This window comes from Shewanella sp. FDAARGOS_354, assembly GCF_002209245.2.
Lineage (GTDB): Bacteria > Pseudomonadota > Gammaproteobacteria > Enterobacterales > Shewanellaceae > Shewanella > Shewanella xiamenensis.
Genome location: NZ_CP022089.2, coordinates 229,345 through 254,059 on the forward strand (window position 1 = coordinate 229,345; position 24,715 = coordinate 254,059).

Here is a 24,715-nt window from a genome sequence, read left to right on the forward strand (position 1 = left end):
TGAAACACAGTACGAAAACACTGTACTAAAGCCGTTGACGAGAACCACTATGAGCCCGAATTTATCGCAACTGATTAGCGCCCCAACGGCCAAAGATTATCAGCCCTGCGCTGTCGATATCTTAAGTACTCCTGTGGGCGTACTACAACTTAATGCCAATGCCTACGGATTGAGCCATTTAACTGTTGTGGGGTCTAGTCGTACCGAGATCCCCCTAAAGGTCGCAAGTGATGACGAACTCGCGCGGGCTAAAAGTCATATTGATCAGGCAAAGGCGCAGCTTCTGGATTATTTTCGCGGTGAGCTAACCCAGTTCCACTTAAGCTTAGCGCCCAAGGGAACCGAATTTCAGCAGCAGGTGTGGCAGGCCTTGGTGCAGGTCGGTTATGGCCAGAGTTGCAGTTATGGCGAGATTGCCCAGCGTATCGCAAGACCCAAAGCCGTTCGAGCAGTTGGCGCGGCCAATGGCGCCAATCCCATCGCGATTATTGTGCCCTGTCACCGTATCATTGGTAAAAATGGCCAATTAACGGGTTATGCCTATGGACTTACGATGAAACAGCAACTGTTAATGCTGGAATCGACAAGCAAGGGCGCGCATTTTACGTTAGAATAGCGGTCATATTTGTTATTGATGAGCCATGTAATTTTTTATGACCCAAGCTTCTTCCGCCGTTGCCAGCTTTGCCGAACTTGGCATTATTGCCCCCTTATGTAATCGACTCTCTGAGCTGGGTTATGTTTTTCCCACTCCGATACAAGCGGCTACCATTCCTGCCGTACTCAGTGGACAGGACGTGTTAGCAGGGGCGAATACCGGTTCTGGAAAAACCGCTGCTTTTGCAGTGCCGTTATTGCAGCGATTGAGTGAAGCGAAAAGTGCTGATAAGTCGGCAGGCCAAGTGCGTTGTTTGGTGCTCGTGCCTACGCGCGAATTGGCGCAACAAGTCGCCGACAGCTTTTTATCCTATGCATCCCATTTTAATGGCCAACTTAAGATAGTTGCGGCCTTTGGTGGCGTGTCTGTCAATCTGCAAATGCAAAGTTTACGCGCTGGCGCCGATGTGTTGGTCGCAACTCCTGGGCGTTTACTGGATTTATTAGCCAGCAATGCGCTTAAGTTAAATCGCGTCTCGGCCTTAGTGCTGGATGAAGCGGACCGCATGTTAAGCCTTGGGTTTACTGATGAATTAAATCAAGTGCTTGAGGCGCTCCCTGCCAAAAAACAAACCTTACTGTTTTCGGCGACATTCCCCGAAGAAGTGCGCGCGCTAACGACCCAATTACTCCACCAACCGCTTGAATTTCATCTGCAAAGTGAGCAAGAAAGCACCATTGTTCAGCGTGTGATAACCGTTAACCGCGAGCAAAAAACAGCGTTATTGGTCCATTTGATTAAACAGCATCAATGGTCACAGGCGTTAATTTTTGTCAGTGCTAAAAATACCTGTAACCACCTCGCGCAAAAGTTGTCAAAACGGGGAATTAGCGCCGAAGTCTTCCATAGCGATAAAGCTCAAGGTGCGCGGACTCGCGTCCTTGATGGGTTTAAAAATGGTGACATTAGTGTGCTAATTGCGACTGATATCGCAGCCCGTGGTATTGATATTGATAAACTCCCCGTCGTGATTAACTTTGATTTACCAAGAAGTCCAGCCGATTATATGCACCGTATTGGTCGTAGCGGTCGTGCGGGCGAGGCGGGCCTCGCGGTGACTTTAATTTCCCATGAGGAATATCACCACTTTGGTGTGATTGAAAAGAAAAACAAAATCAAACTGGTGCGTGAACAAATCCCCGGATTTGAAGCCAATGCTGAAATACCGCTGGATGTGTTAGCGCAGGAAAAACCTCAGGCCAAGCCCGAAGGCTCTGGCAAGAAAAAGCGTAAACAGTTACCCGTGGCGAATGTTGAGTTTTGGGGTAAAAAGTCTTAATTCCTCTGGTGTGAGTTATGCTTAGCATATCTTCAGGTTGTTTCGAATCGGTTTGGTAGAGGCAGTATGCAGCATTTATTTTGGTTAGTTGAAGGTAAAATCGCGGGCCGCAGTGGCCCTAATAAGGACCCTTGGGATTTAGCAGAGCTTAAAACATCGGGGATCCGCGCCGTGTTATCCGTTAATGGCGGAGAAGGCTGCGAGCCCGGTAGTTTTCAGCACCATGGTTTGCGTTATGAATGTATCCCGTTTTCCAGAAACGTGCCGCCACAGGAGGGGGATATCGCCATTTGTGTCGCCCAACTACCCAGAGCGTTAGCCTTTATTCAACAATGTGAAGCCGATGATTTACCCGTGTTAATCCATTGCCGTTCGGGAAAAGATCGTACTGGGCTCATTATGGCTTATTACCTTATGGTTAATGGTGCTGCGCCGTTGCATGCCGTTAGCCAAGTTCGTAGTATTCGCGACATCGCTTTTAGCGCTGAGGGGTGGGATCAGTTTGCCTTCGATGTGCTCTATGCTTTGCAGGATTAGCCCTTGGGAAGGGAAGATTGTTCCAAAGATAAAGTAATTGGCTGATTTGATCACATTTGACCTTAGTCATCACTTTTAAGGCATGTTAAGGTTAATATACTGGCAGTTTAATTTGAGTGAGCGCTTAGTTTTATCATGAAAAGTAAGGCAAATCAGTCACAAGGGCTACTCCTTTTTCGGTTATCTCAACATCAGGTATTTGCTTTAGGCACGCTCAAAATTCGTGAATTAGTGCCTTACACGCCGCTGAGTAAGATCCCTAAATCTCATCCGACAATCATGGGGGCCGCGACCATTCGTGGTCATACCATCCCTGTGGTGGATATGGCGGCTGCCATTGGTTATCGGCCAATCAGTGATGAAGAACGTAAACATTGCTATATCATCATTACTGATTGCCAGCGCATGATTATCGGCTTTTTAGTGCGCGCCATTGATAAGATTATTGAGTGCAATTGGCGTGATATTGAAGCGCCATCGGCAAATTTAGGGAGAAATGCCTTTTTAACTGGGGTGACGCGCTACGATAACCAGTTAGTGCAGTTACTTGACGTGGAGCTGTTACTGTCTAAGGTGTTCCCCGATGCACCCGAGGCCAATCGAGCAATCCTAACGGATGTGCAGCGGGAGAAGTTAAAACCCATGCGGATTCTGTTGGTCGATGATTCTAAGGTGGCCCGTAAGCAACTTTCCGATGCGCTCGATAGTATTAATATTCCCTATTTCGTGACCCCTGATGGAAGAGAAGCGCTCTCTATTATGGAGCAGGCGGCTGCCGAGCGTCACCCGATTGATATTTTAGTTAGTGACATCGAAATGCCGGGGCTCGATGGCTATGAGCTGGCATTTGAAGTCCGAGATAATCCACTGTTGGCTAATGCTTATATTATTCTCCATACCTCGTTGTCGAGCGAAATCAGCGTCAGCCAAGCCCATCAAGTTGGGGCAAATGAGGCGCTGACTAAGTTTGATGCCCATGAGCTTGTGGAAGCTATGCTACGGGGGGCTGATTTAGCGGCTAAGTGGTCAAATTAGAGCGTGTTGGATTTTTGTAAGGGTTTTGCAGGGACTGGGTAATTTAATTCGCTTATTTCCCTGCAAAGCTAGACAAGTTCCATCACATCCTATAAAACCTTATTTGCCTCAATTTTGAAGGTGTGGGATGGGGAAACTCAGCCGAAATATAATAACGATAGGTTAAGTAATGAAACAAGAATCATCTTTTTTAGCCAAGTTGGCTAATAGCAGTTTGGTGCTGCAAATTCTCGTCGGGATTATCGCTGGTGTCGCTTTAGCCAGTTTTTCACATGAATGGGCCAAACAAGTCGCTTTTTTAGGTAGTTTATTTGTTGGTGCATTAAAAGCGATAGCGCCTATTCTAGTCTTTATTCTCGTGGCATCCTCCATTGCGAATCAAAAGAAAAATACTCAAACGAATATGCGCCCAATCGTGGTGTTGTACTTATTGGGTACCTTTGCTGCGGCATTAACCGCAGTGATTTTAAGTATGATGTTCCCGACTAATCTGGTGTTAGTTGCGGGTGTTGAAGGCACCAGTCCGCCACAGGGAATTGGTGAGGTGATTAACACCCTGTTGTTTAAACTGGTTGATAATCCCGTGAATGCCCTGATGACGGGGAACTACATAGGTATTTTGGCTTGGGGCGTGGGTCTTGGCTTAGCCTTACATCATTCGAGTGATTCAACCAAACAAGTGTTTGCGGATGTGAGCCATGGTATTTCGCAAATGGTGCATTTTATCATTCGGTTAGCGCCTATTGGTATTTTTGGTCTAGTTGCTGCCACATTTGCTGAAACCGGTTTTGCGGCAATTGCGGGCTACGCTCAGTTATTAGCCGTATTGCTCGGTGCGATGGCTATTATCGCCTTAATTATTAACCCGCTGATTGTTTACGTTAAAATCAAACGTAATCCCTATCCACTTGTGATCCGCTGTCTGCGTGAGAGTGGTGTGACGGCATTTTTCACCCGCTCAAGTGCGGCCAATATTCCAGTGAATATGGCATTGTGTGAAAAGTTAAATCTGCACGAAGATACTTATTCAGTCTCTATTCCGTTAGGGGCAACCATCAATATGGGCGGCGCTGCGATTACGATTACCGTACTGACTTTAGCTGCGGCACATACTTTGGGGATTCAAGTTGATCTGCTGACTGCCTTGCTGCTTAGCGTGGTAGCTGCTATTTCTGCCTGTGGCGCATCCGGTGTGGCGGGTGGTTCGTTACTACTTATTCCGCTTGCTTGTAGCTTGTTTGGCATTTCTAACGATGTGGCGATGCAAGTGGTTGCTGTTGGTTTTATTATCGGCGTGATCCAAGATGCTGCCGAAACGGCACTGAATAGCTCTACGGACGTGATTTTTACCGCGGCTGCTTGTGAAGCCGCTGAAAACAAAGCTAAACTTGGATAAAGTGTGCTGTTGTTAGTGTAGAAGAAAGTATCATAGGAGCAGTCAGTTCGGTGGCTGCTTTTTTATCTCATTAAGCGTAATACCAATTCCATTAACTAACTGGTCAAAATTGTCCATGGTCTAGTACACAATTCTATCACTCTTGCTTTCTTCTCAATGAAGGTATTCCATGCGATAGAGCACTGTTCGACAATATCGTCATAACCACTAAAACAACGATTGGCCAACACATTTTGACGCAGCCATTGCCATACCTGCTCTATTGGATTCAACTCCGGTGAATAAGGTGGCAACTTGAGAAGCGTCAGATTATCAAAGTCATCGGCCAAATCCTGTTGATGCCAGCCTGCGCCGTCCATGATGACCAGCGCATGGCGCCCAAATGCGGTGGCGGCTGAAATCAGTTTTAAATGCTCGTTCATATATTCGCTATTGGCATGCGGGGCAATAATCGCTTGTGTCGCCCCCGTTGCCGGACACACGGCGCCATATAGATACGCTGATTCAAATTGTTGCTGCTTGACGGCCCGTGGACGGGTCCCTTTCTCAGCTCAAATACGGGTGGTGGTATTCTGTTGGCCAAAGCGGGCTTCATCTTGAAACCAAACGTCAATGCGATCGAGTGCAACGTGCCCAGGTGTGTTAAGGATCGTTGCCATCCGGAAGTTTTTTAAAAGCCTCTTGTATAGCCTCAGATTGTTTCGGGTGGCGAGAGCGAGTGGTAATCCATGAGAAGCCAAGTTGATGCAGCAAGCGGTAGATATTTGCTTGCTTGAACGTCACACCAAATTCAGACTGAATAAATAGGCCGACATCCTTGGCCATCAACCTGCCACCTTGTTCAGATAGACTTCTGTGCTGTACGAACGCTTTAAGCTTAGCTTGTTGTGCGATGGACAGTGTCGCAGGACGGCCCGGATTGGGCGCATCGTCAAGGCCAGTCAGCCCATGGGTTAAATAGGCGGTGACCCAGCGATTGACACTGGTTCTACTGACCTTAAGCATGCTTGCGATGGCGGTACGAGAATGACCTTCAGTGAAATGGAGTAAGGCAAGATAGCGCATACGTTTGCGTGCACTTTTCTCCGATTTTACTAAGGCTGCGATGTGGGGATTATTCATATTTTGTATGATTAAAAACTGATGACCAATTAGATCACATAATTAATATAATTGGTATAATACCTCGTACTTTTAGTGCGGGGATGTAAGCGCCCATTGCATTCTATCGGTGACTGTATAAATATACGAAAATGCCGACGAAAACACTTAAAGTCCGAGTCAAAGACAAACACCGAAGCTTACTCATTCAGCAAGCTAAAGCGGTTAACTTTGTCTGGAACTACATTAACGAATTAAGCTCATGCGCTATCAAAGAGCGTGGGCGTTTTTTGTCTGCATTTGATATTCATCCTTACACCAAAGGCGCAAACAAGGAGTTAGGGCTTCACAGTCAGACGCTCCAATGTATTGCTAAAGAGTACGTTACACGCCGAGTCCAATTTAAAAAGGTTCGCCTTAACTGGCGCAAGTCTGGCGGAGCTAGGCGCTCACTCGGTTGGATACCGATTAATACGGGCGCGGCTAAGTGGAAGAACTGCCAAGTGTTTTTCAACGGGCACTATTACAGCGTGTGGGATAGTTACGGTCTGAGTCAATATCAGTTCAAAACGGCCACGTTCAATGAGGACGCTCGCGGTCGCTGGTACTTCAATGTTGTGGTGGAAATAGAAACACGACCAAGCTCAGGTGCGGCCAGTGTCGGTGTTGATCTGGGTTGTAAAGAGGCCGCCACGGACAGCAATGGCAACGGTGTCACTGGTCGGCAATACCGTAAGCTAGAGCGGCTATTAGGATTAGCTCAGCGAGCACACAAACAACAACGAGCTAAGGCGATCCACGCCAAAATTCGCAATCGCCGCAAGGATGATTTGCACAAATACAGTCGCCAGTTGGTCAATGAAAACGCGGCGATTTTTGTTGGTAACGTCAATTCCCTAGGTTTGGCAAAAACCAAAATGGCTAAGTCCGTTTTAGATGCTGGTTGGGGAATGTTAAAAACAATGCTGGAATATAAATGCGCTCACGCAGGCGTTGTTTTTGAAGAAGTCAATGAAAGTTACACAACCCAAACGTGTTGGTGCTGCGGGGAGATCCCCGCCAGCAGTCCGAAAGGTAGGACAGGTTTGCGAATAAGAGAATGGACTTGCAGTGGTTGTGGCACTGCGCATGATAGAGATATCAATGCAGCGAAGAACATTCTTGCGGCCGGGCATGGCCGTCTAGCGGTAGGAATCCACCTCCTTTAGGGGGGGAGGATGTCAAGGGAGTAGTTATGATCCTTTTCGATTTTAAAGAGTTAAATGCGGCAAAGTCTTGGTATGGCGTTAATGATACTGTGATGGGCGGTTTGTCACGCAGTAAGCTCACCATCTCTCCGTTAGGCTATGGGGTGTTTAGCGGCCATGTGTCACTCGCCAATGGTGGCGGGTTTGCCTCGGTGCGCTGTGAGTTTGAACCCAAAAATGTGAGTGAATTCACTGGGATTTATCTCGAACTCGACCGTGATAGAAGCAAGCACTACAAAGTGAATCTCAAAGATGCCGACACGCCGCAGAGTACGGTTTATCAAGCACCGATGCCCGATGCTAAGCATCAGTCTTTTGGCGTTAATGGTGGCAGTATTATTCACTGGCAACGTATTGAAATCCCCTTTACAGCGTTTCATCCCCAGTGCCGTGGCAAGCCGATTGAGCGTGCTGAGATTGATTTGAGTCGTCTCACAAGTATTGGGCTAGTGATTGGTGCGCAGCAAAGTGGTGATTTTGCATTAAAAATTAAATCAATAGGCTGTTATTGAGTCATAAGGGGATAAGCTAATGCTTGTCCCCTTAATCTACTGCTACACGCTCAACTCAGCGCGATTTAGGCTCCCACTATCCCTAGGGGCTTAGCATGTTCCCATGCGCCGCGGGTAAAGTCGGGGAAGTTTACTGAGTTACTGCGGTTATTGAGTGATTGTTCACTTAAAATATTGACCACAGACCAAGCCGCACCATCATAGACATCCTGATCGAGTGCCTCGCCGTTACGTAGGCAATAGATCATTCGCCAAAGCATCACAAAATCCATGCCGCCGTGACCGCCGTTGATTTCGGCTTCTTTACCAATACGTTGCCACAGTGGGTGATCGTATTTGTCATACCACTTTTGCATGTCCATATCCCACTCGTGGTAACTCTGACCAAAACCCCCATTTTCGATTGCGATACGATTAGGGAAGCCAGCAAACACACCGTTAGTGCCTTGGATTAGATTATGGCGACTGTAGGGTCTTGGGGTGGTGGTATCGTGTTGAACCATAATGGTTCTGCCTTTCACGGTTTTAATCAGGCTAGTGCTCATATCGCCATTAATGTATTTGAGCTGATTACGTTCATGATCGGCGGGAAATTCTCGCTTAGCATATAAAGCACGACCTAAAGCTGGCGAACTCATGGAAGTCAGGTAATCGAATCTGTCACCACGGTTGATATTCATATACTGGGAAATAGGCCCTAAACCGTGAGTGGGATATAAATTACCATTGCGTTTAGTATGCCAATAAGTGCGCCATGAGCCGGTTTTATGGTCAATTTCTTTCATTTGCCAGCGCAGTTCATGGATATAAGCGGCTTCGCCGTGGAGTAATTCGCCAAATAAGCCTTGGCGCACCATGTTAAGCACCATCAATTCTTCACGGCCGTAATTGACGTTTTCCATCATCATGCAGTTTTTCTGGGTACGCTCGGCGGTATCGATGATTTGCCAGCACTCTTCGACGGTGAGGGCGAGTGGAACTTCAACAAAGGCGTGTTTACCACTTTCCATAGTGTCGATAGCCATCGGAGCATGCCATTCCCACGGAGTGGAAATAATCACAATATCAATGTCATCACGGTTTAATAGCTCGCGATAGCTCAGATCATTGCCAGTATAGATCGCAGGTTTTGGCCGTTTTTGTTTAACGATATGCTCAACCGCTCTATCAATAACCGCTTGGTGCGTATCGCAAATGGCTTTTAGCTCCACGCCGTCTAAGTGACAAAACTGTTCGACATGGCTAAATCCACGCTCTCCCACACCGATAAAACCAACTCTAACCACCTCCATTTTAGGGGCAATGAGTCCAATAACTGATTTCCCGCGACTGGGTTTCGGGGCAACGTTACTGGCGGTAGCATCGAGGGCAATATTGGCCGTAACAAGACCGGCAGTGACCGCGCCTGCGGCTTTCAGAAAATGGCGGCGATGAATATTGTGCATAGGCTTCCTGCTTTATTGCTGTTTATTTGTAGGGCGATTTTAATCCATCTTGTTATATCAGAATCTCACTGTAAGTTGACATTAAAAGATGTAACAAGCTCATTCATACGTAATTAAATAAACCGTATTGCAACAGGTTATTTATCTTTACTTTAGCGATAGATAAATAGTGATAAAGATCGCGTTTTTATTTTCTAATTAAGCTACACTGCCCATTAATTAATCAAGCTAAATTATCTTTTAGTTTTTAAATGTTTAGCAAATTAAATTTAACCAAAAAATTACATTTTTTGATGAGTTTGATGTAATTTGCGACTCGGGGGAGTAAAGCGGTAAATGGGTTCTATGCTTAATGTACTACCACAACTGACGTTCACTTTAGGTGAGTGGGTATTGCATAAGGATATCAGGATGTCTGGGATTGAAAAACGCCGTCGCCTACATTGGCGGGAGACAGATATGCAAAATCGTGAAATTATTGGTCGTTGGTTAGATGAGCGTCCACTGCTAGGTGACAAAATTACCCTCTATAAAGAAGCAGATAAATATTATTTAGAAACTTGGTTCAGTGATGGCTGCCATAGCTTAGATGAAGTCAATTTAACTGATACGCCACAGGGCAAAAAAGTAGAAGATGTAGGCGGTAATTTCTTCGGTGAGTATTTTATGGTAACGCCTAATATGCAACTGCAATTTTGCAACGAACAGGGCAGTTATTTTCAAGTAGATAAATTAGTTGCGGATATTGATTTTAATCAGCGTGTTGCTTAAAACGGTTGTGATTTTTTAATGGCAACTGAGTTGGGCGAATAATATTCCCTCTCAAGCTTATCCCTGTGTAGCGGAATGGTCAGGTTTGGTTAAAACAGAGGTCGCTTAATGCGACCTCTTGTATTTTTGCCGATTATTCATTGAAAGGATGCTGACTGAAAAAATGCATCCTTTTACCCGAATACGGATGGGTAAAGCTCAAGCTTTGGGCATGGAGACACAGTCTCGGTCTGGCCTTGATCACCTCAGCATTACCATAAAATTCATCCCCTAAAATGGGATGCCCAAGGGCGAGCATATGTACCCTAAGCTGGTGGGTTCGGCCCGTTTCTGGGGTTAATTCCACTAAGGTGCTGTTTTCGCGTCTTTCGAGCACTCGGTAATGGGTAAGAGCACTTTTCGCGCCAGCCGTCCCCGCCGCTTGCGTCTTTTGATAGGGTGGGTGCTCGGGATCGGGGGCGATAGCTAAATCAATCATACCTGCATCCAGCTCGACCAGTCCCATGACCTCGGCAATATACACTTTCTCACTTTGTCGATCTTGAAACTGGGTTTTTAAGTGGGATTCGGCTTTTTTATTGCGCGCAAAAACCATAATTCCTGAGGTGGCGCAGTCGAGTCTGTGCACCAGAATCGTTTCAGGATAAAGACGTTGCAGCCGAGTGAGGGCACAATCGAAGGTATGTGCGGCTCTGCCGGGGTTGGACAATAAGCCCGAAGGTTTATTAATAACGATCACATCTCTATCTTGATAGCGAAGATCTAACCAAGGGACTGAAGGGGGCTGGTAATCAAATATCTGCATCGTATCCTCATCTTTTGCGCGGCCATACTAGCAAAATATCAGTTACTAAGCAGTATATTCTCAACAATGTCATGGGGCATTAAAACTGCGCTAACCATAATCTAAACTTCATCCCCCAGGTAGACGTTACTCCTGAGGTAACGTAACGAATATTTCCTTGCGTATCGATAACATAAATGGCTGGAAATGCCATCGCGCCCCAGAAAGCACTTTGCGTTCCACTATCATCATTAAGTACCGGAAAGTGATATTGATGTTCATCCATAAAGGTTTGAATCTCGCTATCACTACCTGAAGCAACGGCGACTGAAATCACCCGATGATTTTGGCTGATGGTCTCAACCATCGGCGATGTTACGCGGCATACTGGGCACCAGGTTCCCCAGAAATAGACTAATGTTGGCTCAGTTTGGGTTGTATTAAGTGCAAACTTGCTGCCATCAATGGTAATACCGCTTAATACTGGCGCTTGGCCTGTGACCATATCCCGTTGTAAATAGAGGCTTACCCCATAGAGCAGTAGCGCCATAATGGTTAAATCCCTAAGCTGCTTTAGCCAAAATCGAGGGCTTTGCAGTTTTTGGCGCCAACTGAGTGGTTGAGCTGGTTTAGCGCTTGAGTTTGCTGACGTCATTGTGACGGGAACCTCACTGAATTGGAGTTATCGCAAAGTCGTTAGGGTAAACGCTTAGGCTTAAACAAGGCTTGATACCAGAATGCAGGCGTTCGACTTAGAGCTTAGTCGGCTGAGCCACTGGGTAAATAGTCACTCGGAGTTTTACGGCTCCAAATACGGGTATAGGCCATCAACTGGGGGTAGAAGGTGCGAAAGGCGGTTTCTGTCTCAATCTGCATTTGGGCTAAAATTTTATCCGCGCCGTTAAATAAGGCACTGTGGGGATGACCTTTGGCCCTTTGGGTTAATGCCTGTTGAATGCCCTTAGGTGTGGCGTAGCCGTTTAACCAATCTTGACGGCGCATATCGGCGATAATGTCTAGGCATGGCTGAGGGTGATACACATCGCTTTGCGCGGCAAATTCTGCCAGTTCACTATAGGCTTTTTGGCTAAAATCAGGCAGTGACAGATGATGATATTCTTCCCAGTAGAAGGCTAAATAATAATCGAAACTGATGAACATCAAATCTGCTGCTATGCTTGTTAACTGTTTAGGAAACAATGCGATGAGTTCTTGAGTCAACTCATGGGTCGCGCAGAGCTGATTGATTTCATGGTTTAACCACAGTCCTTGGCGTAGTGCTTGTGGGGCATAGTCTATCGACGCGGTAATAAAATTGCCTGCTAGATTGGCACCAAGGTGGGTTTTACTGATATCAGCCAGATGTAAGTGTGTAAGAATGTTCATTTTTTGTGCTTGGTTAATCGCGTTGGTTCACGTTATCATGGGCAGGCGCACTGAGGAAAGTGCAAATAGGCAAAAATCGTGTGCTTTTGTAAGGTAGTGCTAGATTCAGCATTTCTAACAGGAGTGTAAATGCTGATGCTAAAGACAGAAAATGCGCCAATCAACTAACCTGTTAAGGATCATGGACGATGTGGAACTGGTTCATCAAAATGCTTGGTAAAGACGAGCGTCCCAAACGTAAAAAAATGCTGGTTGATATTCCCTATGAGCAACATAGTTTCAGCATCGATCATTTTGCCCGCACTCGGGCTAAATATGATGTAGATGACGCATTGAGCTCAAATACGCTCAATGAGCAGGATGCAGTGACCGATATGGATATCGTGAACAAGTAATCTTGATCTTATTGGCCTCTAACCATAGACTAGCCGCCGTTCTAAGCTATCTAGAGGCCTTTGCATGCGCGTAACAGACTTTTCTTTCGATCTTCCCGACGAACTTATCGCTCGTTATCCCATGGCGCAACGTACGGCGTCACGTCTGTTAACCTTAGATGGCAATACTGGCACGCTCGCCGATAAACAGTTTACCGATCTGCTGGAGATGATTAATCCCGGCGATTTAATGGTATTTAACAATACCCGGGTGATCCCCGCACGCTTATTTGGCCAAAAGGCCAGTGGTGGCAAACTCGAGATTTTAGTTGAGCGTATGCTCGACGATAAGCGTATCCTCGCCCATGTGCGCAGCTCTAAATCCCCGAAAGTAGATAGCATTATTCATCTCGACGGCGGTTATGAGATGAAGATGGCTGCGCGCCATGACGCCTTATTTGAACTCGAACTCTTATCCGATCTCACAATTTTAGAAGTGCTCGAAGCAGTAGGGCATATGCCATTGCCTCCTTATATCGACCGTCCCGATGAGGATGCCGATAAAGAGCGCTATCAAACCGTGTATAACCAGAACCCCGGTGCGGTTGCCGCGCCTACGGCGGGTCTACACTTTGATGATGTCATGCTTGAGGCATTAAAAGCCAAGGGCGTAAATATCGCCTTTGTGACTCTGCATGTCGGTGCAGGCACCTTCCAACCTGTGCGCGTCGATAATGTGCTCGAGCACAAAATGCATTCCGAGTGGGCCAATGTGCCGCAGGATGTGGTGGATTTAATTGCCCAAACGAAAGCGGCAGGCAAGCGTGTGGTTGCTGTGGGCACGACGTCTGTACGTTCACTGGAGAGTGCGGCCCGTGCAAGTGAAGGCGAACTTAAAGCCTTTAGCGGTGATACCGATATCTTTATCTACCCTGGGTATCAGTTCCAAATCGTCGATGTCATGATCACTAACTTTCACCTCCCTGAATCGACGCTCATCATGTTGGTTAGTGCCTTTGCGGGTTTTGATCATGTTATGGCGGCGTATCAACACGCAATCACGCAAAAATATCGCTTCTTTAGCTATGGCGATGCCATGTTTGTGACGAAAAAAGCTCACTAGACCAAGATTTTGTTTTAAAATAGCCGCCCACATTGAGTTTGGGCGGGTATTTTTTCAGCCAAAGGTTGAACCTTTTTGAACTGTCCCTATCTCTATTGTTAATCAAAATGGCGCTTGCCATTAAAAATGTAGTCAGACTGTTTATCTGGCGAGGTGAATGATGAAATTTGAACTTGACACTACCGACGGCCGTGCGCGCCGTGGTCGCTTGATTTTTGAACGTGGTACAGTCGAAACCCCAGCATTTATGCCTGTAGGGACTTACGGTACGGTAAAAGGGATGACGCCAGAAGAAGTGCGTGCTACTGGCGCCGATATTCTGCTCGGTAACACTTTCCACCTGTGGTTACGCCCTGGCGAAGAAATCATGCGTAAGCATGGTGACCTTCACGATTTTATGAATTGGCAGCGTCCTATTCTGACCGATTCGGGCGGTTTCCAAGTGTTCAGTTTGGGTGACATTCGTAAAATTACCGAAGAAGGTGTGCATTTTCGCTCGCCAATCAACGGCGAGAAAATCTTCTTAGATCCTGAAAAATCAATGCAAATTCAACATGCATTGGGCAGTGATGTGGTAATGATTTTTGACGAATGTACTCCGTATCCAGCAACCGAAGATGAAGCGCGCAAGTCTATGCAGATGTCACTGCGTTGGGCTAAGCGTTCACGCGACGAGTTTGACCGCCTGGAAAACCCCAATTCATTATTTGGGATTATCCAAGGCAGTGTTTATGAAGATTTACGCGACGAGAGCTTAAAAGGCTTAGTCGAAATTGGTTTCGACGGTTATGCCGTCGGTGGTTTGGCCGTAGGTGAGCCTAAGGAAGACATGCACCGCATTCTTGAGCATGTCTGTCCACAAATTCCTGCTGACAAGCCGCGCTATCTGATGGGGGTCGGTAAGCCAGAGGATTTAGTTGAAGGTGTGCGTCGTGGTATCGACATGTTTGACTGTGTGATGCCAACCCGTAACGCCCGCAACGGCCATCTGTTTACCAGTGAAGGTGTCATCAAGATCCGCAACGCGCGTCATCGTGATGACACTTCACCGCTCGATCCTAAGTGTGATTGTTATACCTGTAAAAACTATTCACGGGCATACCTTTACCATTTAGATCGTTGTAATGAGATTCTGGGTGCGCGTTTAAACACCATTCACAACTTGAGATACTATCAAATGTTAATGGAAGGTTTGCGCGGTGCGATTGAGACGGGTACATTAGACGCCTTTGTGAAGGACTTCTATACCAGCCAAGGTCGCGAAGTACTAGAGTTAGTCGATTGATTTTTTGCTAATAAGAAGAGAAAACTATGTTCATTTCAAATGCATATGCAAATGCTGGTGGCGCTCCACAGAGTGGTGGCACTATGGAATTGATTTTCATGCTGGTGATTTTCGGCCTGATTTTCTATTTCATGATTTTCCGTCCGCAATCGAAGCGTGTTAAAGAGCACAAAAACCTGATGTCATCACTTGGAAAAGGTGATGAAGTGCTGACCAGCGGCGGCATTTTAGGCAAGATTGCGAAGATCAGCGATGACAATGACTACGTGTTACTGAGCTTGAACGACACGACTCAAATTACAATTAAAAAAGATTACATTGCAGCTGTATTGCCTAAGGGCTCTATCCAGTCGTTGTAAGCCAAGAGGGCTCAGGCGTGTTAAATAAATACCCAATGTGGAAGAACATTATGGTGGTGCTTATCATCGCCATAGGTTGTTTCTATGCCGTACCTAACCTGTTCGGTGAAGATCATGCGGTGCAAGTAGTGGCGACTCGAGGTGCTGAAGTCACGGCATCTACCCAAGCCAGAGTGAACGAGCTGTTAGCCAGTAAGGGCATTGCGGTAAAGCGTTCTGAGCTTGAAAAAGGCCAATTGTTGGTTCGCGTACAAAACGCGGATCAACAGTTGTTGGCCAAGGAAACTATCGCCGAAGACTTAGGTGATAAGTTTACCGTAGCACTTAACCTTGCCCCTGCAACACCTAAATGGCTCGAGTCTATGGGTGGTAGCCCAATGAAACTCGGTTTGGACCTTCGTGGTGGTGTGCACTTCCTGATGGAAGTGGACATGGGCGAAGCCATTCGTAAGATGGAAGAAGCCAAAGTGGCTGATTTCCGTTCGCAATTACGTGAAGAAAAAATCCGTTACGCGGGCATTCGTATAAATGCCCAAGGTATCGAGATTAAATTCCGTGATGCTGAAAGTTTAGCCAGTGCAGAACGTTTCTTAAAATCTCGCAGCAACGATATGGTGTTCACCGATGTGAGCAAGGGTGAAGATTTTGCCCTGCAAGCTGTGATGAGCGAAATCTATCTCAAGCAGATTAAAGAAGAAGCACTGCAGCAAAACATTACCACTATCCGTAACCGTGTAAACGAGTTAGGGGTATCAGAGCCTGTGGTACAACGCCAAGGTGCTGAGCGTATTATCGTTGAGTTACCAGGTGTACAAGATACTGCTCGCGCCAAGGAAATTTTAGGTGCAACCGCATCGATTGAATTCCATATGGTGGACGATAAGGCTGACCCTAATGCGGCGCAATCTGGCCGTGTACCCGCGGGTTCTGAGGTGTATCAACGCCGTGAAGGCGGTCAAGTGGTGCTGAAGAAGGAAGTGATGCTAACGGGTGATCATATCACTGGCGCACAACCTAGCTTTGACCAATATAGCCGTCCACAGGTAAGTATTAACCTCGACGCTAAAGGCGGTACCATTTTTTCTAACGTGACTAAGGACAATATCGGTAAGCCGATGGCGACCTTATTCATTGAATATAAAGACAGTGGTGAACGTAACGCCGATGGCAGCGTCAAAATGCTGAAAATCGAAGAAGTGATTTCAGTTGCGACGATTCAAGCACGTTTAGGCCGCAACTTTGTGATCACTGGGTTAAGCCACGGTGAAGCACAAAACCTCGCGTTATTGCTACGTGCAGGTGCTTTGATCGCGCCAGTATCGATTGTGGAAGAGCGTACCATTGGTCCAAGCCTGGGTGCGGAAAACATCGAAAGCGGTGTGCAAGCCATGATCTGGGGTATGGCAGTCGTGCTTATCTTCATGTTGGTTTACTACCGCAGTTTTGGCTTTATCGCCAACTTGGCCCTAACGGCAAACCTAGTGATGGTGGTTGGGGTGATGTCTATGATCCCTGGCGCCGTGTTAACCCTGCCAGGTATTGCGGGTATGGTGTTAACTGTGGGTATGGCGGTTGACGGTAACGTACTGATTTACGAGCGTATTCGTGAGGAGTTACGTGCAGGTCGCAGTGTGCAGCAGGCCATTCACGAAGGTTACGGCAACGCATTCTCTACTATCGCCGACGCTAACATTACTACCTTCATAACAGCATTGATCCTGTTCGCCGTAGGTACGGGCGCGATCAAAGGCTTCGCTGTGACCCTGATGATCGGTATTGCGACATCAATGTTTACCGCTATCGTGGGAACTCGCGCAATCGTTAACGCGATTTGGGGCGGTAAGCGCGTGAAGACGCTGTCTATCTAAGGGGAAGCGATAATGTTAGAAATTTTATCTTTAAAACGTACGGTTAACTTCCTCCGTCATGCGCTGCCTATCAGTATTATGTCGGCCATTTTGGTATTTGGTTCGCTTGTTTCTCTGGCGACTAAGGGTATCAACTGGGGCTTAGACTTTACTGGCGGTACTGTGGTTGAGATGGAGTTCACTCAACCTGTTGATTTGAACGTGTTGCGTACAAAACTGTCATCGCCTGAATTAGATGGCGCGATTGTGCAAAACTTTGGTTCAAGTCGCGACGTGTTAGTTCGTCTGTCGGTGAAAGAAGGCGTGAGCAGCGATGCCCAGGTTAAATCTGTGATGACAGCTGCCCAGCAAGTGGATACAGGCGTTCAACAAAAACGGGTTGAATTCGTCGGTCCTCAGGTGGGTAAAGAACTGGCTGAGCAGGGCGGTTTAGCCGTGTTAGTTGCATTAATCTGTATCATGATCTACGTGTCGTTTCGTTTCGAATGGCGTTTGGCTGCGGGTTCAGTCGCGGCATTGGCCCATGACGTGATTGTGACCTTAGGGGTGTTTTCAGTATTTCAACTGGAGTTTGACCTAACAGTATTAGCCGGTCTGTTAACCGTTGTGGGTTACTCACTGAACGATACCATTGTGGTATTTGACCGTATCCGTGAAAACTTCCTCAAGATGCGTAAGAGCGATCCTGAAGAAGTCGTGAACATTTCAATTACCCAAACCATGAGCCGTACCATTATCACGACGGGTACGACGCTGGTGACAGTTGTTGCGCTGTTCCTGAAGGGCGGCACCATGATCCATGGCTTTGCGACCGCACTGTTACTGGGTATTTTCGTTGGTACTTACTCTTCTATCTATGTGGCGAGTTTCTTAGCGATCAAACTCGGCATTTGCCGTGAGCATATGATGCCAGTTGAGATAGAGAAAGAAGGTGCAGATCAACCACCGATGATGCCGTAAATGGGTCTCAAATTAATCTATTTTAGATACCAATATTGTTGATAAAAATGCCACTTTTAAAGTGGCATTTTTTTCGCCATGATTACTCACTTTCGATAATCTGCTATCAAACTCACAACTTTATAGTGACTAATGCTGTAAAACGTAAATGTTAAATTGATTAACAACTGGCGTAAAAAACAGCACTCGACAGGCTCAGTTATTTCACTGTAGGATGTCGGCTGCCGCTATTTTTAAAAGATAAATGCAGTAGGAAGTCGCATGGAAGAACGTAAAACATTAATTGCTGGTGGAAACCTATTACAGGCCCATACATGGAAGGGATTATTAGAAGCCTGTGGTATTCATGTGGAGTTGCGTGGAGAGGCCTTGTTGGGTGGCGTCGGTGAGTTACCTGCCAATCTTCACAATGTTGAGCTTTGGGTTCGAGAGTCGCAGTTGGCTAACGCACAAGCGCAATTAAGCGGCTTGGATGTGGTTAGTCCCCAATGGCAATGTGTACAGTGCCATGAGATGAATGAGGGCAGCTTCGAATTGTGTTGGCATTGTAGTGCTGAGCGTAGCGAGAGCCATAATTAATTTACTCATCAATCCATCTATCGTCGGGATCCATATTCCCGACCATTATTGCATATTTTTATTTAGATAAAAATTTTCTAACTTATTCATACTATTAAGTATTTATTGTTGAGTATCGTGTTAATCTACGCTGACTTATCATTTAGTTAGTACGATAAGATATGCCTGCATTATTCTGTCAGATAATGCGCTTATTCATAATGTTGAGTTAACGCTGTTTATAATCAGAGCCTTGATTTTTATATAGACCAAAACAGATGTTAACCCTGTGCATGAAAATAATTGAAGTTTGTTTTTACTCAATATTTATTAGGCTTATACGATGCAATATTTCCCGTTATTTATTGATACCGTTAATCTGAATGTGCTGCTTGTTGGGGCCGGGGATGTAGCGAGTCGTAAACTTGCCTTGCTGACGCGTACCGAAGCGAATATCCATGTTATTGCGCCAGAGGTAAATTCTGAGGTGCAAGCCTATGCTGATAAGGGACGGATATTATTGTCACAACGATCAGTCGTGCAGGCTGATATTCAAAATTACGATCTTATTTATCTCGCAACGGCCAACGATAAACTCAATAGTGAATTAGCGACCTTAGCCACTGAGCGTGGCATTTGGGTTAATGCCGTGGACAATCCCGCTTTTTGCCGTTTTATTACGCCGTCCATCGTGGATAGAGGGCGACTTGTTGTGGCGATCAGTACCGCAGGGGCCGCACCTGTATTTGCCCGTACCATCCGAGCGAGATTAGAAACCAGTCTACCGCAATCCTTGAAACCGCTATTTGACTTTGTGGCCGACAAACGTCTCGAAGTACAACAACGCCTCACCAAAACCGCGACACGTCGGTTATTTTGGGAACGTTTTTTCGATACCAATGGTGATAGGTTTGATGCACGTACGCTAGAGCATTACCAAAATGCTTTTAACCATATTGTCAGCCGTGGAGAAATCCTGTTATTGGATGAGGCCACCCCCGTCGAGTTATTGCCGCTGGCGGCCATGCCGTTACTGCAACGCCTTGACTGGATTTATAGCCAAGAGATCTTAACGGATGAATTATCAGAATTCGTTCGCCGTGATGCTAACCGCGGCGGATTGCTCGCTCTGAGCGAAATAACTCACGAATATGAGCAGGGCACAAGGATGCTGATTGTTGCAGATACTCAGAAAATTAATCAGCTAAAGGCCCACTTTCCTGTCGCGAAGCATTTACGCCCCGGGGCGATTTAGTCTTCTTTATCGCAGTTTGTTTGAGCTGACGACGAGTCTTAGGTAGACTCGCCGTTATTTTTTATCATTAAGCTTAGGATGTACTATGGCGCTTAAAGCGACCGTGTTTAAGGTCAATCTTCAGATCGCCGATATGGACCGAGGATATTATCAAGATCATCAACTGACATTGGCTCAGCATCCTTCGGAAACCGATGGCCGCATGATGGTACGTTTGCTGGCATTTATCCTCAATGCTTCCGAGACCTTAAGCTTTACTAAGGGATTGTGCGTCGATGATGAACCCGAACTGTGGGATAAGAGTCTCTCAGGGGAAGTCAACCTGTGGATTGAGTTTGGCCAAGCCGATGAAAAATGGCTGCGTAAGGCGAGCGGCCGTGCGAAAGCGGTGCAGCTGTTTACCTACGGCGGACGTAGTGTTCCTATTTGGTGGAAACAGAATCAAGCGGCATTAGAGCGCTATAAAAATTTGAAAGTATGGAATATTGCCGAAGAGTCAGTGACGGCGATGGAGGCCTTAGTGAGCCGCACTATGTCGCTGCAAGCGTCTATCAGTGAAGGGCAAGTCTGGTTATCGGATAATGAGCATAGTCTGCTTATCGAACCAGAGATGCTTAAGGATTATCAATAATAAAAGAGCCTGCGATTGCAGGCTCTTGTGTTAATTCGCTGTGATTATTGGAATTTCAATTCCCAGCTATCGATATAGCCTACGTCACCACGGCCGCTATCTACCGCTTTAAGTTTCCACACACCGCTTGACTCAATGCCAGTCATATCCACTGTGTAGCTCTTATTGATATTGTCTGCGCCTGCGCCAGTGTTGCTATGCAGTGTTGCCGTTTGGCCTGTAGGGCTGATAAGCTGCACTTTTAAGTCACCAATATAAGGGTGAACAATATTCACCACGGCAGTCACTGTGCCTGAGTTACCCGTGCGAGTAACTGTGATTGGGCTCGTGATACCTGTGGTCTTGTTATCAGGAATATTGTAGTTATCGGTGTTGGTGTAGCTTGCTGGCGTGGTAGGAGTACCACCACCGCTTTGGGCTGTGTAGCTTGCGGTTAACGATACACCGCTAAAGGCTGAATAGCCTTTCACCATCGCGTAGTAAGTACCTGATTGAACGTTGCTGATTGGGCAAGATTCACTGTTACCACCTTTGTATGGACGGCAATCGTAGTTTGAGGTCGTTGGCGCTGCGCCGTACTGTACGTACAGATCCGCATCACCCGTGCCACCGTTCATCACAAAGCCTAAGTTAGTTGCACCTTGTGGTACTTCAAAAGAGAAATACAGTTCTTCACTGGCGGCGCCGCTTAGACCAGTTTTTGGCACACCGTTCACTAACACGCTGTCAGTTGGTGTAGGGTCAACCGGATCCGTAGGACCATTACAGGACGCATCTAAGAAGGTTTTCGCTGCAACGGCATTGACCAGACCATAACCATAGTAATCATCATGGCCAGCTGTGCCTAAGTCTTCAGCCGTTTGCTTGAGTGCGTTACGCACCTGAGCAGCGCTACATTCTGGGTGATAGCTCCACACTAAGGTTGCCACGCCTGACACATGTGGAGTCGCCATCGATGTACCGTTGTAGTACTCGTAGTCTTTATTACCTTGGTTGCTTACGGTAACGGTTGCGCCTAACTGGTTACGCAGTGCTAGACCGGTTGCACGGTCAACAGACACTGACACCATGTTGATTTCGCTGTTAGCATCGATCAAGAAGGGGTTTTGTAGTCCAGGTAAGGCGGTGTTACTGTACACGATAACAGCGCTAGCGCCCGCATTCTTACAGGCTTTTACCGCATTGATTTCTGGATAAGAAGTGCCTTGGTTACCCACACGCTCAACTAGACAGACTTTGTTGTTGACATCCTCCCCGCGCTAAAGCACGGGGATTCCTACAGCTAGACGGCGATGCCCCGCCGCGAGAATATTGGTTGCCGCGTTTATATCGCGGTCGTGCTCTGCTCCGCACTTAGAGCACACCCATTCTCTTATTCCAAGACCAGTTCTACCTTTCGGACTGCTGACGGGGATCGCCCCACAGCTCGAACAGGTCTGGGTGGAGTAGGATTCATTGACTATTTCGAACACAACTGACCGCGCTATCGCTTTATATTCCAATTGTGTTTTGAGCATTGACCAGCCTGCGTCTAAAACCGATTTTGCCATTTTAGTTTTCGCTAACTTGGAGCTGCTCACATCGCCAACAAATATTGCGGCATTTTCATTGACCAGCCGCGTACTAAATTTATGCAAAGCATCTTTGCGACGATTCTTGATCTTCGCATGAATGGCCTTGACTCGCTTTTTCTTATTTGCTCTTTGGGCAACGCCTAAATCCGCCTCTAGATCGCGGTAGAAGTTCCCCCGTTCTAATTTAGCCCCATCACTGCAAGTTGCCGTATCTTTTAACCCTAGATCGATACCGATGGCTGTCTTTCCAGAGGTGGGCGCTGAGGCGCCTACATGAACACACACATTAAAGTACCAGCGTCCTCTTGAGTCTTCAGAGAAAGATCCTGAAGTAAACTCGTATTGTGAAAGCCCGTAGGTATCCCAAACCTTAAAGTGCTGTTTTGCGAATAAGACTTGCCCACTCTTCCACTTAGCAGAACCTTTTTTAAACGGCACAAAGCCAAGAGAGCGTTTAGAGCCTGAGCTTATTCGCCAACGTAACTTCGCTCGTTTGAATTGTTTTCTTGCTTGGGCGTGTTTGGCGCAGACCTCTTGAGCTGTGTGGGATGGAATAATAAATCCAGATTCGTTCCTAAAACTTAGAATCGGTTTTTGCACATCGTAAGCCGACATCCAGACAGGTCTAACCGCGCCAGCATCGCTATAGTTGCGACTCGCTTTCATGGTTAGTTCGTTGGCCAGGTTAAAGCATTGATTTACTTCATACGCCATCTGTCTTAACAGCTTCGCATGTTTATCTTTTACCCTAACACTTAAAGTTTTGGTCTGAATGCTCATAATGCACTAATATAGGTTCTTTAAGCTTGATTGTAAAGGTTGGCCTATGGAATTACGAAGAGGAAGGCACTGCATATTTATGATGCATGTGCATCTTATTTTTATTGCTAAATATCGTGGCAAGTTATTTACGGATGCGCATCTAAAAACGATGCGAGACATCATGGAAAAGGTCTGTGCGGATTTTGAGGCTGAGATCGTAGAGTTTAACGGGGAGCAAGACCACGTTCACCTGTTAGTGAACTACCCACCGAAAGTGGCTATATCGAAGCTGGTTAATAGTCTAAAGGGGGTTTCTAGCAGGAAGTTGAAACAGTACTATCCAAATCTTCATAAGCCAGCCTACATGAAAAATGCACTTTGGTCGCCCAGCTACTTTGCAGGATCTGTTGGGGGCGCTCCAATAGACGTATTAAGGCAATATATTGAGCAACAAGATAGGCCGCATTAAGTTGCTTCGCAACTTGCGCTATCCTTCCCCGCGCTAAAAGCACGGGGCTTGTCGCGCATTTTGGTCATATTGCCGCAGTTGAAGGTTGAGCCGCTAACCGTACATTCGGCTAAGGTTGCGGTTGCCGTGCCATTGTATGGATTGGGCGCATAGTTAGTGCCTGATGGCGTAAAGCGATTGTGTGGCACAACGCCGGAGTTAAAGTATGACTGACCACCGATAGTAATATCGGCTAAACGTCCTTCACCGCGTGTAACGGTAGAGAGAATTGCTTCACCAGGACCCGAGATCTCGACTTGGTTGGTGTATTGCGAGAAGGCTGAGTGGTCTTTGTGATTATCAACAGACGCTACTGACATTACCGCATCGTACGAAGCGGGGTAGCTATGGGTATTGTTACCATCGTTACCCGCGGCTGCAATCAAGAGTACGCCGTTATTGTAGTGGGCAGCTAAGGCATTGCGCTCGGTTGTACTTGAGCCTGCGCCACCTAAACTCATGGTGACCACATTGGCGCCATTATTCACGCAGGTATCGACCGCAGATACGAGTGAAGATGAGTAACCCCAGCCAGCTTCATTAAATACTTTAATCACATGGATATTGGCATTTTGATTTGGCATCACGCCAATCACGCCGTCGTTGTTGGCGATCGCCGCGATAGTACCAGCAACGTGGGTACCATGGGCATTGTTATTGCCAGGTTCAAACCAATTACCGGTGCCGGAGTTATTGGTGCCTGTGACATTGTTACCGCTTAAGTCGCTGTGACCACGGTCATAACCTGAGTCGATAATACAGATGGTGCGGTTACCCGCTTGGCTATCGCTTAATTGGGTCGCACCCACAAAGGTTTGTCCCCAAGGCGTTGTTTCGCTTAAGAGCCTACGTGGCATGTCTTCTTCCACATATTCCACATCGGCGCGGGCTCTTAATGCCTTAATGCCATTGTTATCCAGCTTAACTGAGTAGCTGTTACTGCGGCCAATACGCTTCATTTCTTTGGCTTGCGCCTTGTTCAGCACACTGTGCTGGGCGCTAATTTCAGCCACTTTAGGCTGGTAGTTCATGGTGGTGGGTAATTGGTCGCTGACTTGAGCACTATCGACAGACATCAGAGCGGGAGCATCGGCATTTTTAAATTTAACGATATAGCGCTTAGGTAAAGGAGAGGTCTGTGCTTGCATCGCCGCGTTGAAACCCGGTACGTCGGGGGCAGCATGAACACTTGCTGAAATTGCAATAGCTAAGCTGGATACACTCAGGGCTATTTTAGTGGTTCGGTTGATTGTCATGTTTTTCTTCCATGTTCAATTTAGAGTTAATCATTATTATTTTGTGCTTTT

Annotated in this window: 23 protein-coding genes and 3 pseudogenes; 18 read left to right on the top strand and 8 right to left on the bottom strand. The window is 46.6% G+C overall.

Annotated elements, in window-relative coordinates; genetic code table 11:
• Positions 1-49 precede the first annotated feature (49 nt).
• From CEQ32_RS01180 to sstT, 5 genes are all read left to right on the top strand, one after another.
• Entirely contained in the window at positions 50-616 is a 567-nt protein-coding gene (locus tag CEQ32_RS01180; RefSeq protein WP_088585356.1) for a methylated-DNA--[protein]-cysteine S-methyltransferase, read from the top strand.
• A 37-nt stretch (positions 617-653) separates the two neighbouring features.
• Positions 654-1,937 carry a DEAD/DEAH box helicase gene (locus CEQ32_RS01185; RefSeq protein WP_088585357.1) on the top strand — a complete coding sequence of 428 codons (1,284 nt, stop codon included), beginning with the start codon at positions 654-656 and terminating at the stop codon, positions 1,935-1,937.
• Positions 1,938-2,003: 66 nt separating this feature from the next.
• A complete protein-coding gene (locus CEQ32_RS01190; protein WP_069455271.1) occupies positions 2,004-2,474 on the top strand; it encodes a dual specificity protein phosphatase family protein in 471 nt (156 codons plus the stop codon).
• A 135-nt stretch (positions 2,475-2,609) separates the two neighbouring features.
• Complete coding sequence (locus CEQ32_RS01195; RefSeq protein WP_069455270.1) at positions 2,610-3,509, top strand: chemotaxis protein CheV; 900 nt, start codon at positions 2,610-2,612, stop codon at positions 3,507-3,509.
• Positions 3,510-3,678: 169 nt separating this feature from the next.
• Positions 3,679-4,905 (top strand): serine/threonine transporter SstT, encoded by a 1,227-nt coding sequence (sstT, locus tag CEQ32_RS01200; protein WP_037420273.1) that lies wholly within the window; start codon positions 3,679-3,681, stop codon positions 4,903-4,905.
• A gap of 95 nt (positions 4,906-5,000) precedes the next feature.
• Here the strand turns inward: sstT and CEQ32_RS01205 are convergent.
• Positions 5,001-6,027: pseudogene (locus tag CEQ32_RS01205) on the bottom strand (IS630-like element ISSpu8 family transposase).
• Positions 6,028-6,158: 131 nt separating this feature from the next.
• Here CEQ32_RS01205 and CEQ32_RS01210 point away from each other — a divergent pair.
• Positions 6,159-7,214, top strand: a complete 1,056-nt coding sequence (locus CEQ32_RS01210) for an RNA-guided endonuclease InsQ/TnpB family protein (RefSeq protein WP_069455269.1) — start codon at positions 6,159-6,161, stop codon at positions 7,212-7,214.
• 26 nt (positions 7,215-7,240) lie between these two features.
• Entirely contained in the window at positions 7,241-7,765 is a 525-nt protein-coding gene (locus CEQ32_RS01215) for a CIA30 family protein (RefSeq protein WP_069455268.1), read from the top strand.
• 65 nt (positions 7,766-7,830) lie between these two features.
• On the opposite strand, the gene CEQ32_RS01220 is transcribed toward CEQ32_RS01215, so the two are convergent.
• Positions 7,831-9,210: a Gfo/Idh/MocA family oxidoreductase gene (locus tag CEQ32_RS01220; RefSeq protein WP_047537287.1), complete on the bottom strand. Its 1,380-nt coding sequence runs from the start codon at positions 9,208-9,210 to the stop codon at positions 7,831-7,833.
• 336 nt (positions 9,211-9,546) lie between these two features.
• On the opposite strand from CEQ32_RS01220, the gene CEQ32_RS01225 reads away from it, so the two are divergent.
• The gene (locus tag CEQ32_RS01225) at positions 9,547-9,981 is read left to right on the top strand and encodes a hypothetical protein (RefSeq protein ID WP_037420263.1); all 435 of its coding nucleotides are present in this window, start codon (positions 9,547-9,549) and stop codon (positions 9,979-9,981) included.
• Between the two features lie 133 nt (positions 9,982-10,114).
• On the opposite strand, the gene CEQ32_RS01230 is transcribed toward CEQ32_RS01225, so the two are convergent.
• The 3 genes from CEQ32_RS01230 to CEQ32_RS01240 all read right to left on the bottom strand — a co-directional run bounded on the left by CEQ32_RS01230 (position 10,115) and on the right by CEQ32_RS01240 (position 12,151).
• A complete protein-coding gene (locus tag CEQ32_RS01230; RefSeq protein WP_069455267.1) occupies positions 10,115-10,786 on the bottom strand; it encodes an RluA family pseudouridine synthase in 672 nt (223 codons plus the stop codon).
• 79 nt (positions 10,787-10,865) lie between these two features.
• Positions 10,866-11,420 carry a protein disulfide oxidoreductase gene (locus CEQ32_RS01235; RefSeq protein WP_069455266.1) on the bottom strand — a complete coding sequence of 185 codons (555 nt, stop codon included), beginning with the start codon at positions 11,418-11,420 and terminating at the stop codon, positions 10,866-10,868.
• A 104-nt stretch (positions 11,421-11,524) separates the two neighbouring features.
• On the bottom strand, positions 11,525-12,151 hold the full coding sequence (locus tag CEQ32_RS01240) for an ACP phosphodiesterase (RefSeq protein ID WP_069455265.1): 627 nt from the start codon (positions 12,149-12,151) through the stop codon (positions 11,525-11,527).
• A gap of 188 nt (positions 12,152-12,339) precedes the next feature.
• On the opposite strand from CEQ32_RS01240, the gene CEQ32_RS01245 reads away from it, so the two are divergent.
• The 9 genes from CEQ32_RS01245 to CEQ32_RS01285 all read left to right on the top strand — a co-directional run bounded on the left by CEQ32_RS01245 (position 12,340) and on the right by CEQ32_RS01285 (position 20,564).
• A complete protein-coding gene (locus tag CEQ32_RS01245) occupies positions 12,340-12,546 on the top strand; it encodes a hypothetical protein (RefSeq protein ID WP_037420254.1) in 207 nt (68 codons plus the stop codon).
• A gap of 64 nt (positions 12,547-12,610) precedes the next feature.
• Entirely contained in the window at positions 12,611-13,648 is a 1,038-nt protein-coding gene (gene queA / locus CEQ32_RS01250) for a tRNA preQ1(34) S-adenosylmethionine ribosyltransferase-isomerase QueA (RefSeq protein ID WP_069455264.1), read from the top strand.
• 160 nt (positions 13,649-13,808) lie between these two features.
• The gene (tgt, locus tag CEQ32_RS01255) at positions 13,809-14,933 is read left to right on the top strand and encodes a tRNA guanosine(34) transglycosylase Tgt (RefSeq protein WP_088586929.1); all 1,125 of its coding nucleotides are present in this window, start codon (positions 13,809-13,811) and stop codon (positions 14,931-14,933) included.
• 26 nt (positions 14,934-14,959) lie between these two features.
• The gene (gene yajC / locus CEQ32_RS01260) at positions 14,960-15,292 is read left to right on the top strand and encodes a preprotein translocase subunit YajC (protein WP_069455263.1); all 333 of its coding nucleotides are present in this window, start codon (positions 14,960-14,962) and stop codon (positions 15,290-15,292) included.
• A 17-nt stretch (positions 15,293-15,309) separates the two neighbouring features.
• Positions 15,310-17,160, top strand: a complete 1,851-nt coding sequence (gene secD / locus CEQ32_RS01265) for a protein translocase subunit SecD (RefSeq protein ID WP_069455262.1) — start codon at positions 15,310-15,312, stop codon at positions 17,158-17,160.
• A gap of 12 nt (positions 17,161-17,172) precedes the next feature.
• Entirely contained in the window at positions 17,173-18,120 is a 948-nt protein-coding gene (gene secF, locus CEQ32_RS01270; protein WP_069455261.1) for a protein translocase subunit SecF, read from the top strand.
• A 261-nt stretch (positions 18,121-18,381) separates the two neighbouring features.
• Positions 18,382-18,699, top strand: a complete 318-nt coding sequence (locus CEQ32_RS01275; protein WP_037420242.1) for a DUF2007 domain-containing protein — start codon at positions 18,382-18,384, stop codon at positions 18,697-18,699.
• Between the two features lie 322 nt (positions 18,700-19,021).
• Positions 19,022-19,933: a bifunctional precorrin-2 dehydrogenase/sirohydrochlorin ferrochelatase gene (locus CEQ32_RS01280; protein WP_069455260.1), complete on the top strand. Its 912-nt coding sequence runs from the start codon at positions 19,022-19,024 to the stop codon at positions 19,931-19,933.
• 85 nt (positions 19,934-20,018) lie between these two features.
• Positions 20,019-20,564, top strand: a complete 546-nt coding sequence (locus CEQ32_RS01285; RefSeq protein ID WP_037420235.1) for a YaeQ family protein — start codon at positions 20,019-20,021, stop codon at positions 20,562-20,564.
• 44 nt (positions 20,565-20,608) lie between these two features.
• Here CEQ32_RS01285 and CEQ32_RS23245 read toward each other — a convergent pair.
• Together CEQ32_RS23245 and CEQ32_RS01295 are read right to left on the bottom strand one after the other, a co-directional pair.
• Positions 20,609-21,814 (bottom strand): annotated as a pseudogene (locus tag CEQ32_RS23245) (proprotein convertase P-domain-containing protein); the annotation flags it as partial.
• A gap of 9 nt (positions 21,815-21,823) precedes the next feature.
• A complete protein-coding gene (locus tag CEQ32_RS01295; protein ID WP_069455259.1) occupies positions 21,824-22,918 on the bottom strand; it encodes an RNA-guided endonuclease InsQ/TnpB family protein in 1,095 nt (364 codons plus the stop codon).
• Positions 22,919-22,964: 46 nt separating this feature from the next.
• Between CEQ32_RS01295 and tnpA the strand changes: the two genes are divergently transcribed.
• Entirely contained in the window at positions 22,965-23,369 is a 405-nt protein-coding gene (gene tnpA, locus CEQ32_RS01300) for an IS200/IS605 family transposase (protein WP_069453193.1), read from the top strand.
• A 62-nt stretch (positions 23,370-23,431) separates the two neighbouring features.
• Here the strand turns inward: tnpA and CEQ32_RS01305 are convergent.
• Positions 23,432-24,664: pseudogene (locus CEQ32_RS01305) on the bottom strand (S8 family serine peptidase); the annotation flags it as partial.
• Positions 24,665-24,715: the final 51 nt, after the last annotated feature.

Bases quoted from the DNA above. Each gene is read 5' to 3' on its own strand.
- CEQ32_RS01210 (WP_069455269.1), top strand. From the start codon at position 6,159: ATGCCGACGAAAACACTTAAAGTCCGAGTCAAAGACAAACACCGAAGC.
- CEQ32_RS01275 (WP_037420242.1), top strand. From the start codon at position 18,382: ATGGAAGAACGTAAAACATTAATTGCTGGTGGAAACCTATTACAGGCC.
- tnpA (WP_069453193.1), top strand. From the start codon at position 22,965: ATGGAATTACGAAGAGGAAGGCACTGCATATTTATGATGCATGTGCAT.
- CEQ32_RS01190 (WP_069455271.1), top strand. From the start codon at position 2,004: ATGCAGCATTTATTTTGGTTAGTTGAAGGTAAAATCGCGGGCCGCAGT.
- queA (WP_069455264.1), top strand. From the start codon at position 12,611: ATGCGCGTAACAGACTTTTCTTTCGATCTTCCCGACGAACTTATCGCT.
- CEQ32_RS01245 (WP_037420254.1), top strand. From the start codon at position 12,340: ATGTGGAACTGGTTCATCAAAATGCTTGGTAAAGACGAGCGTCCCAAA.
- CEQ32_RS01220 (WP_047537287.1), bottom strand. From the start codon at position 9,210: ATGCACAATATTCATCGCCGCCATTTTCTGAAAGCCGCAGGCGCGGTC.
- CEQ32_RS01195 (WP_069455270.1), top strand. From the start codon at position 2,610: ATGAAAAGTAAGGCAAATCAGTCACAAGGGCTACTCCTTTTTCGGTTA.
- sstT (WP_037420273.1), top strand. From the start codon at position 3,679: ATGAAACAAGAATCATCTTTTTTAGCCAAGTTGGCTAATAGCAGTTTG.
- CEQ32_RS01295 (WP_069455259.1), bottom strand. From the start codon at position 22,918: ATGAGCATTCAGACCAAAACTTTAAGTGTTAGGGTAAAAGATAAACAT.
- CEQ32_RS01180 (WP_088585356.1), top strand. From the start codon at position 50: ATGAGCCCGAATTTATCGCAACTGATTAGCGCCCCAACGGCCAAAGAT.
- CEQ32_RS01235 (WP_069455266.1), bottom strand. From the start codon at position 11,420: ATGACGTCAGCAAACTCAAGCGCTAAACCAGCTCAACCACTCAGTTGG.
- yajC (WP_069455263.1), top strand. From the start codon at position 14,960: ATGTTCATTTCAAATGCATATGCAAATGCTGGTGGCGCTCCACAGAGT.
- CEQ32_RS01230 (WP_069455267.1), bottom strand. From the start codon at position 10,786: ATGCAGATATTTGATTACCAGCCCCCTTCAGTCCCTTGGTTAGATCTT.
- CEQ32_RS01240 (WP_069455265.1), bottom strand. From the start codon at position 12,151: ATGAACATTCTTACACACTTACATCTGGCTGATATCAGTAAAACCCAC.
- CEQ32_RS01185 (WP_088585357.1), top strand. From the start codon at position 654: ATGACCCAAGCTTCTTCCGCCGTTGCCAGCTTTGCCGAACTTGGCATT.
- tgt (WP_088586929.1), top strand. From the start codon at position 13,809: ATGAAATTTGAACTTGACACTACCGACGGCCGTGCGCGCCGTGGTCGC.
- secF (WP_069455261.1), top strand. From the start codon at position 17,173: ATGTTAGAAATTTTATCTTTAAAACGTACGGTTAACTTCCTCCGTCAT.
- CEQ32_RS01285 (WP_037420235.1), top strand. From the start codon at position 20,019: ATGGCGCTTAAAGCGACCGTGTTTAAGGTCAATCTTCAGATCGCCGAT.
- CEQ32_RS01215 (WP_069455268.1), top strand. From the start codon at position 7,241: ATGATCCTTTTCGATTTTAAAGAGTTAAATGCGGCAAAGTCTTGGTAT.
- CEQ32_RS01280 (WP_069455260.1), top strand. From the start codon at position 19,022: ATGCAATATTTCCCGTTATTTATTGATACCGTTAATCTGAATGTGCTG.
- CEQ32_RS01225 (WP_037420263.1), top strand. From the start codon at position 9,547: ATGGGTTCTATGCTTAATGTACTACCACAACTGACGTTCACTTTAGGT.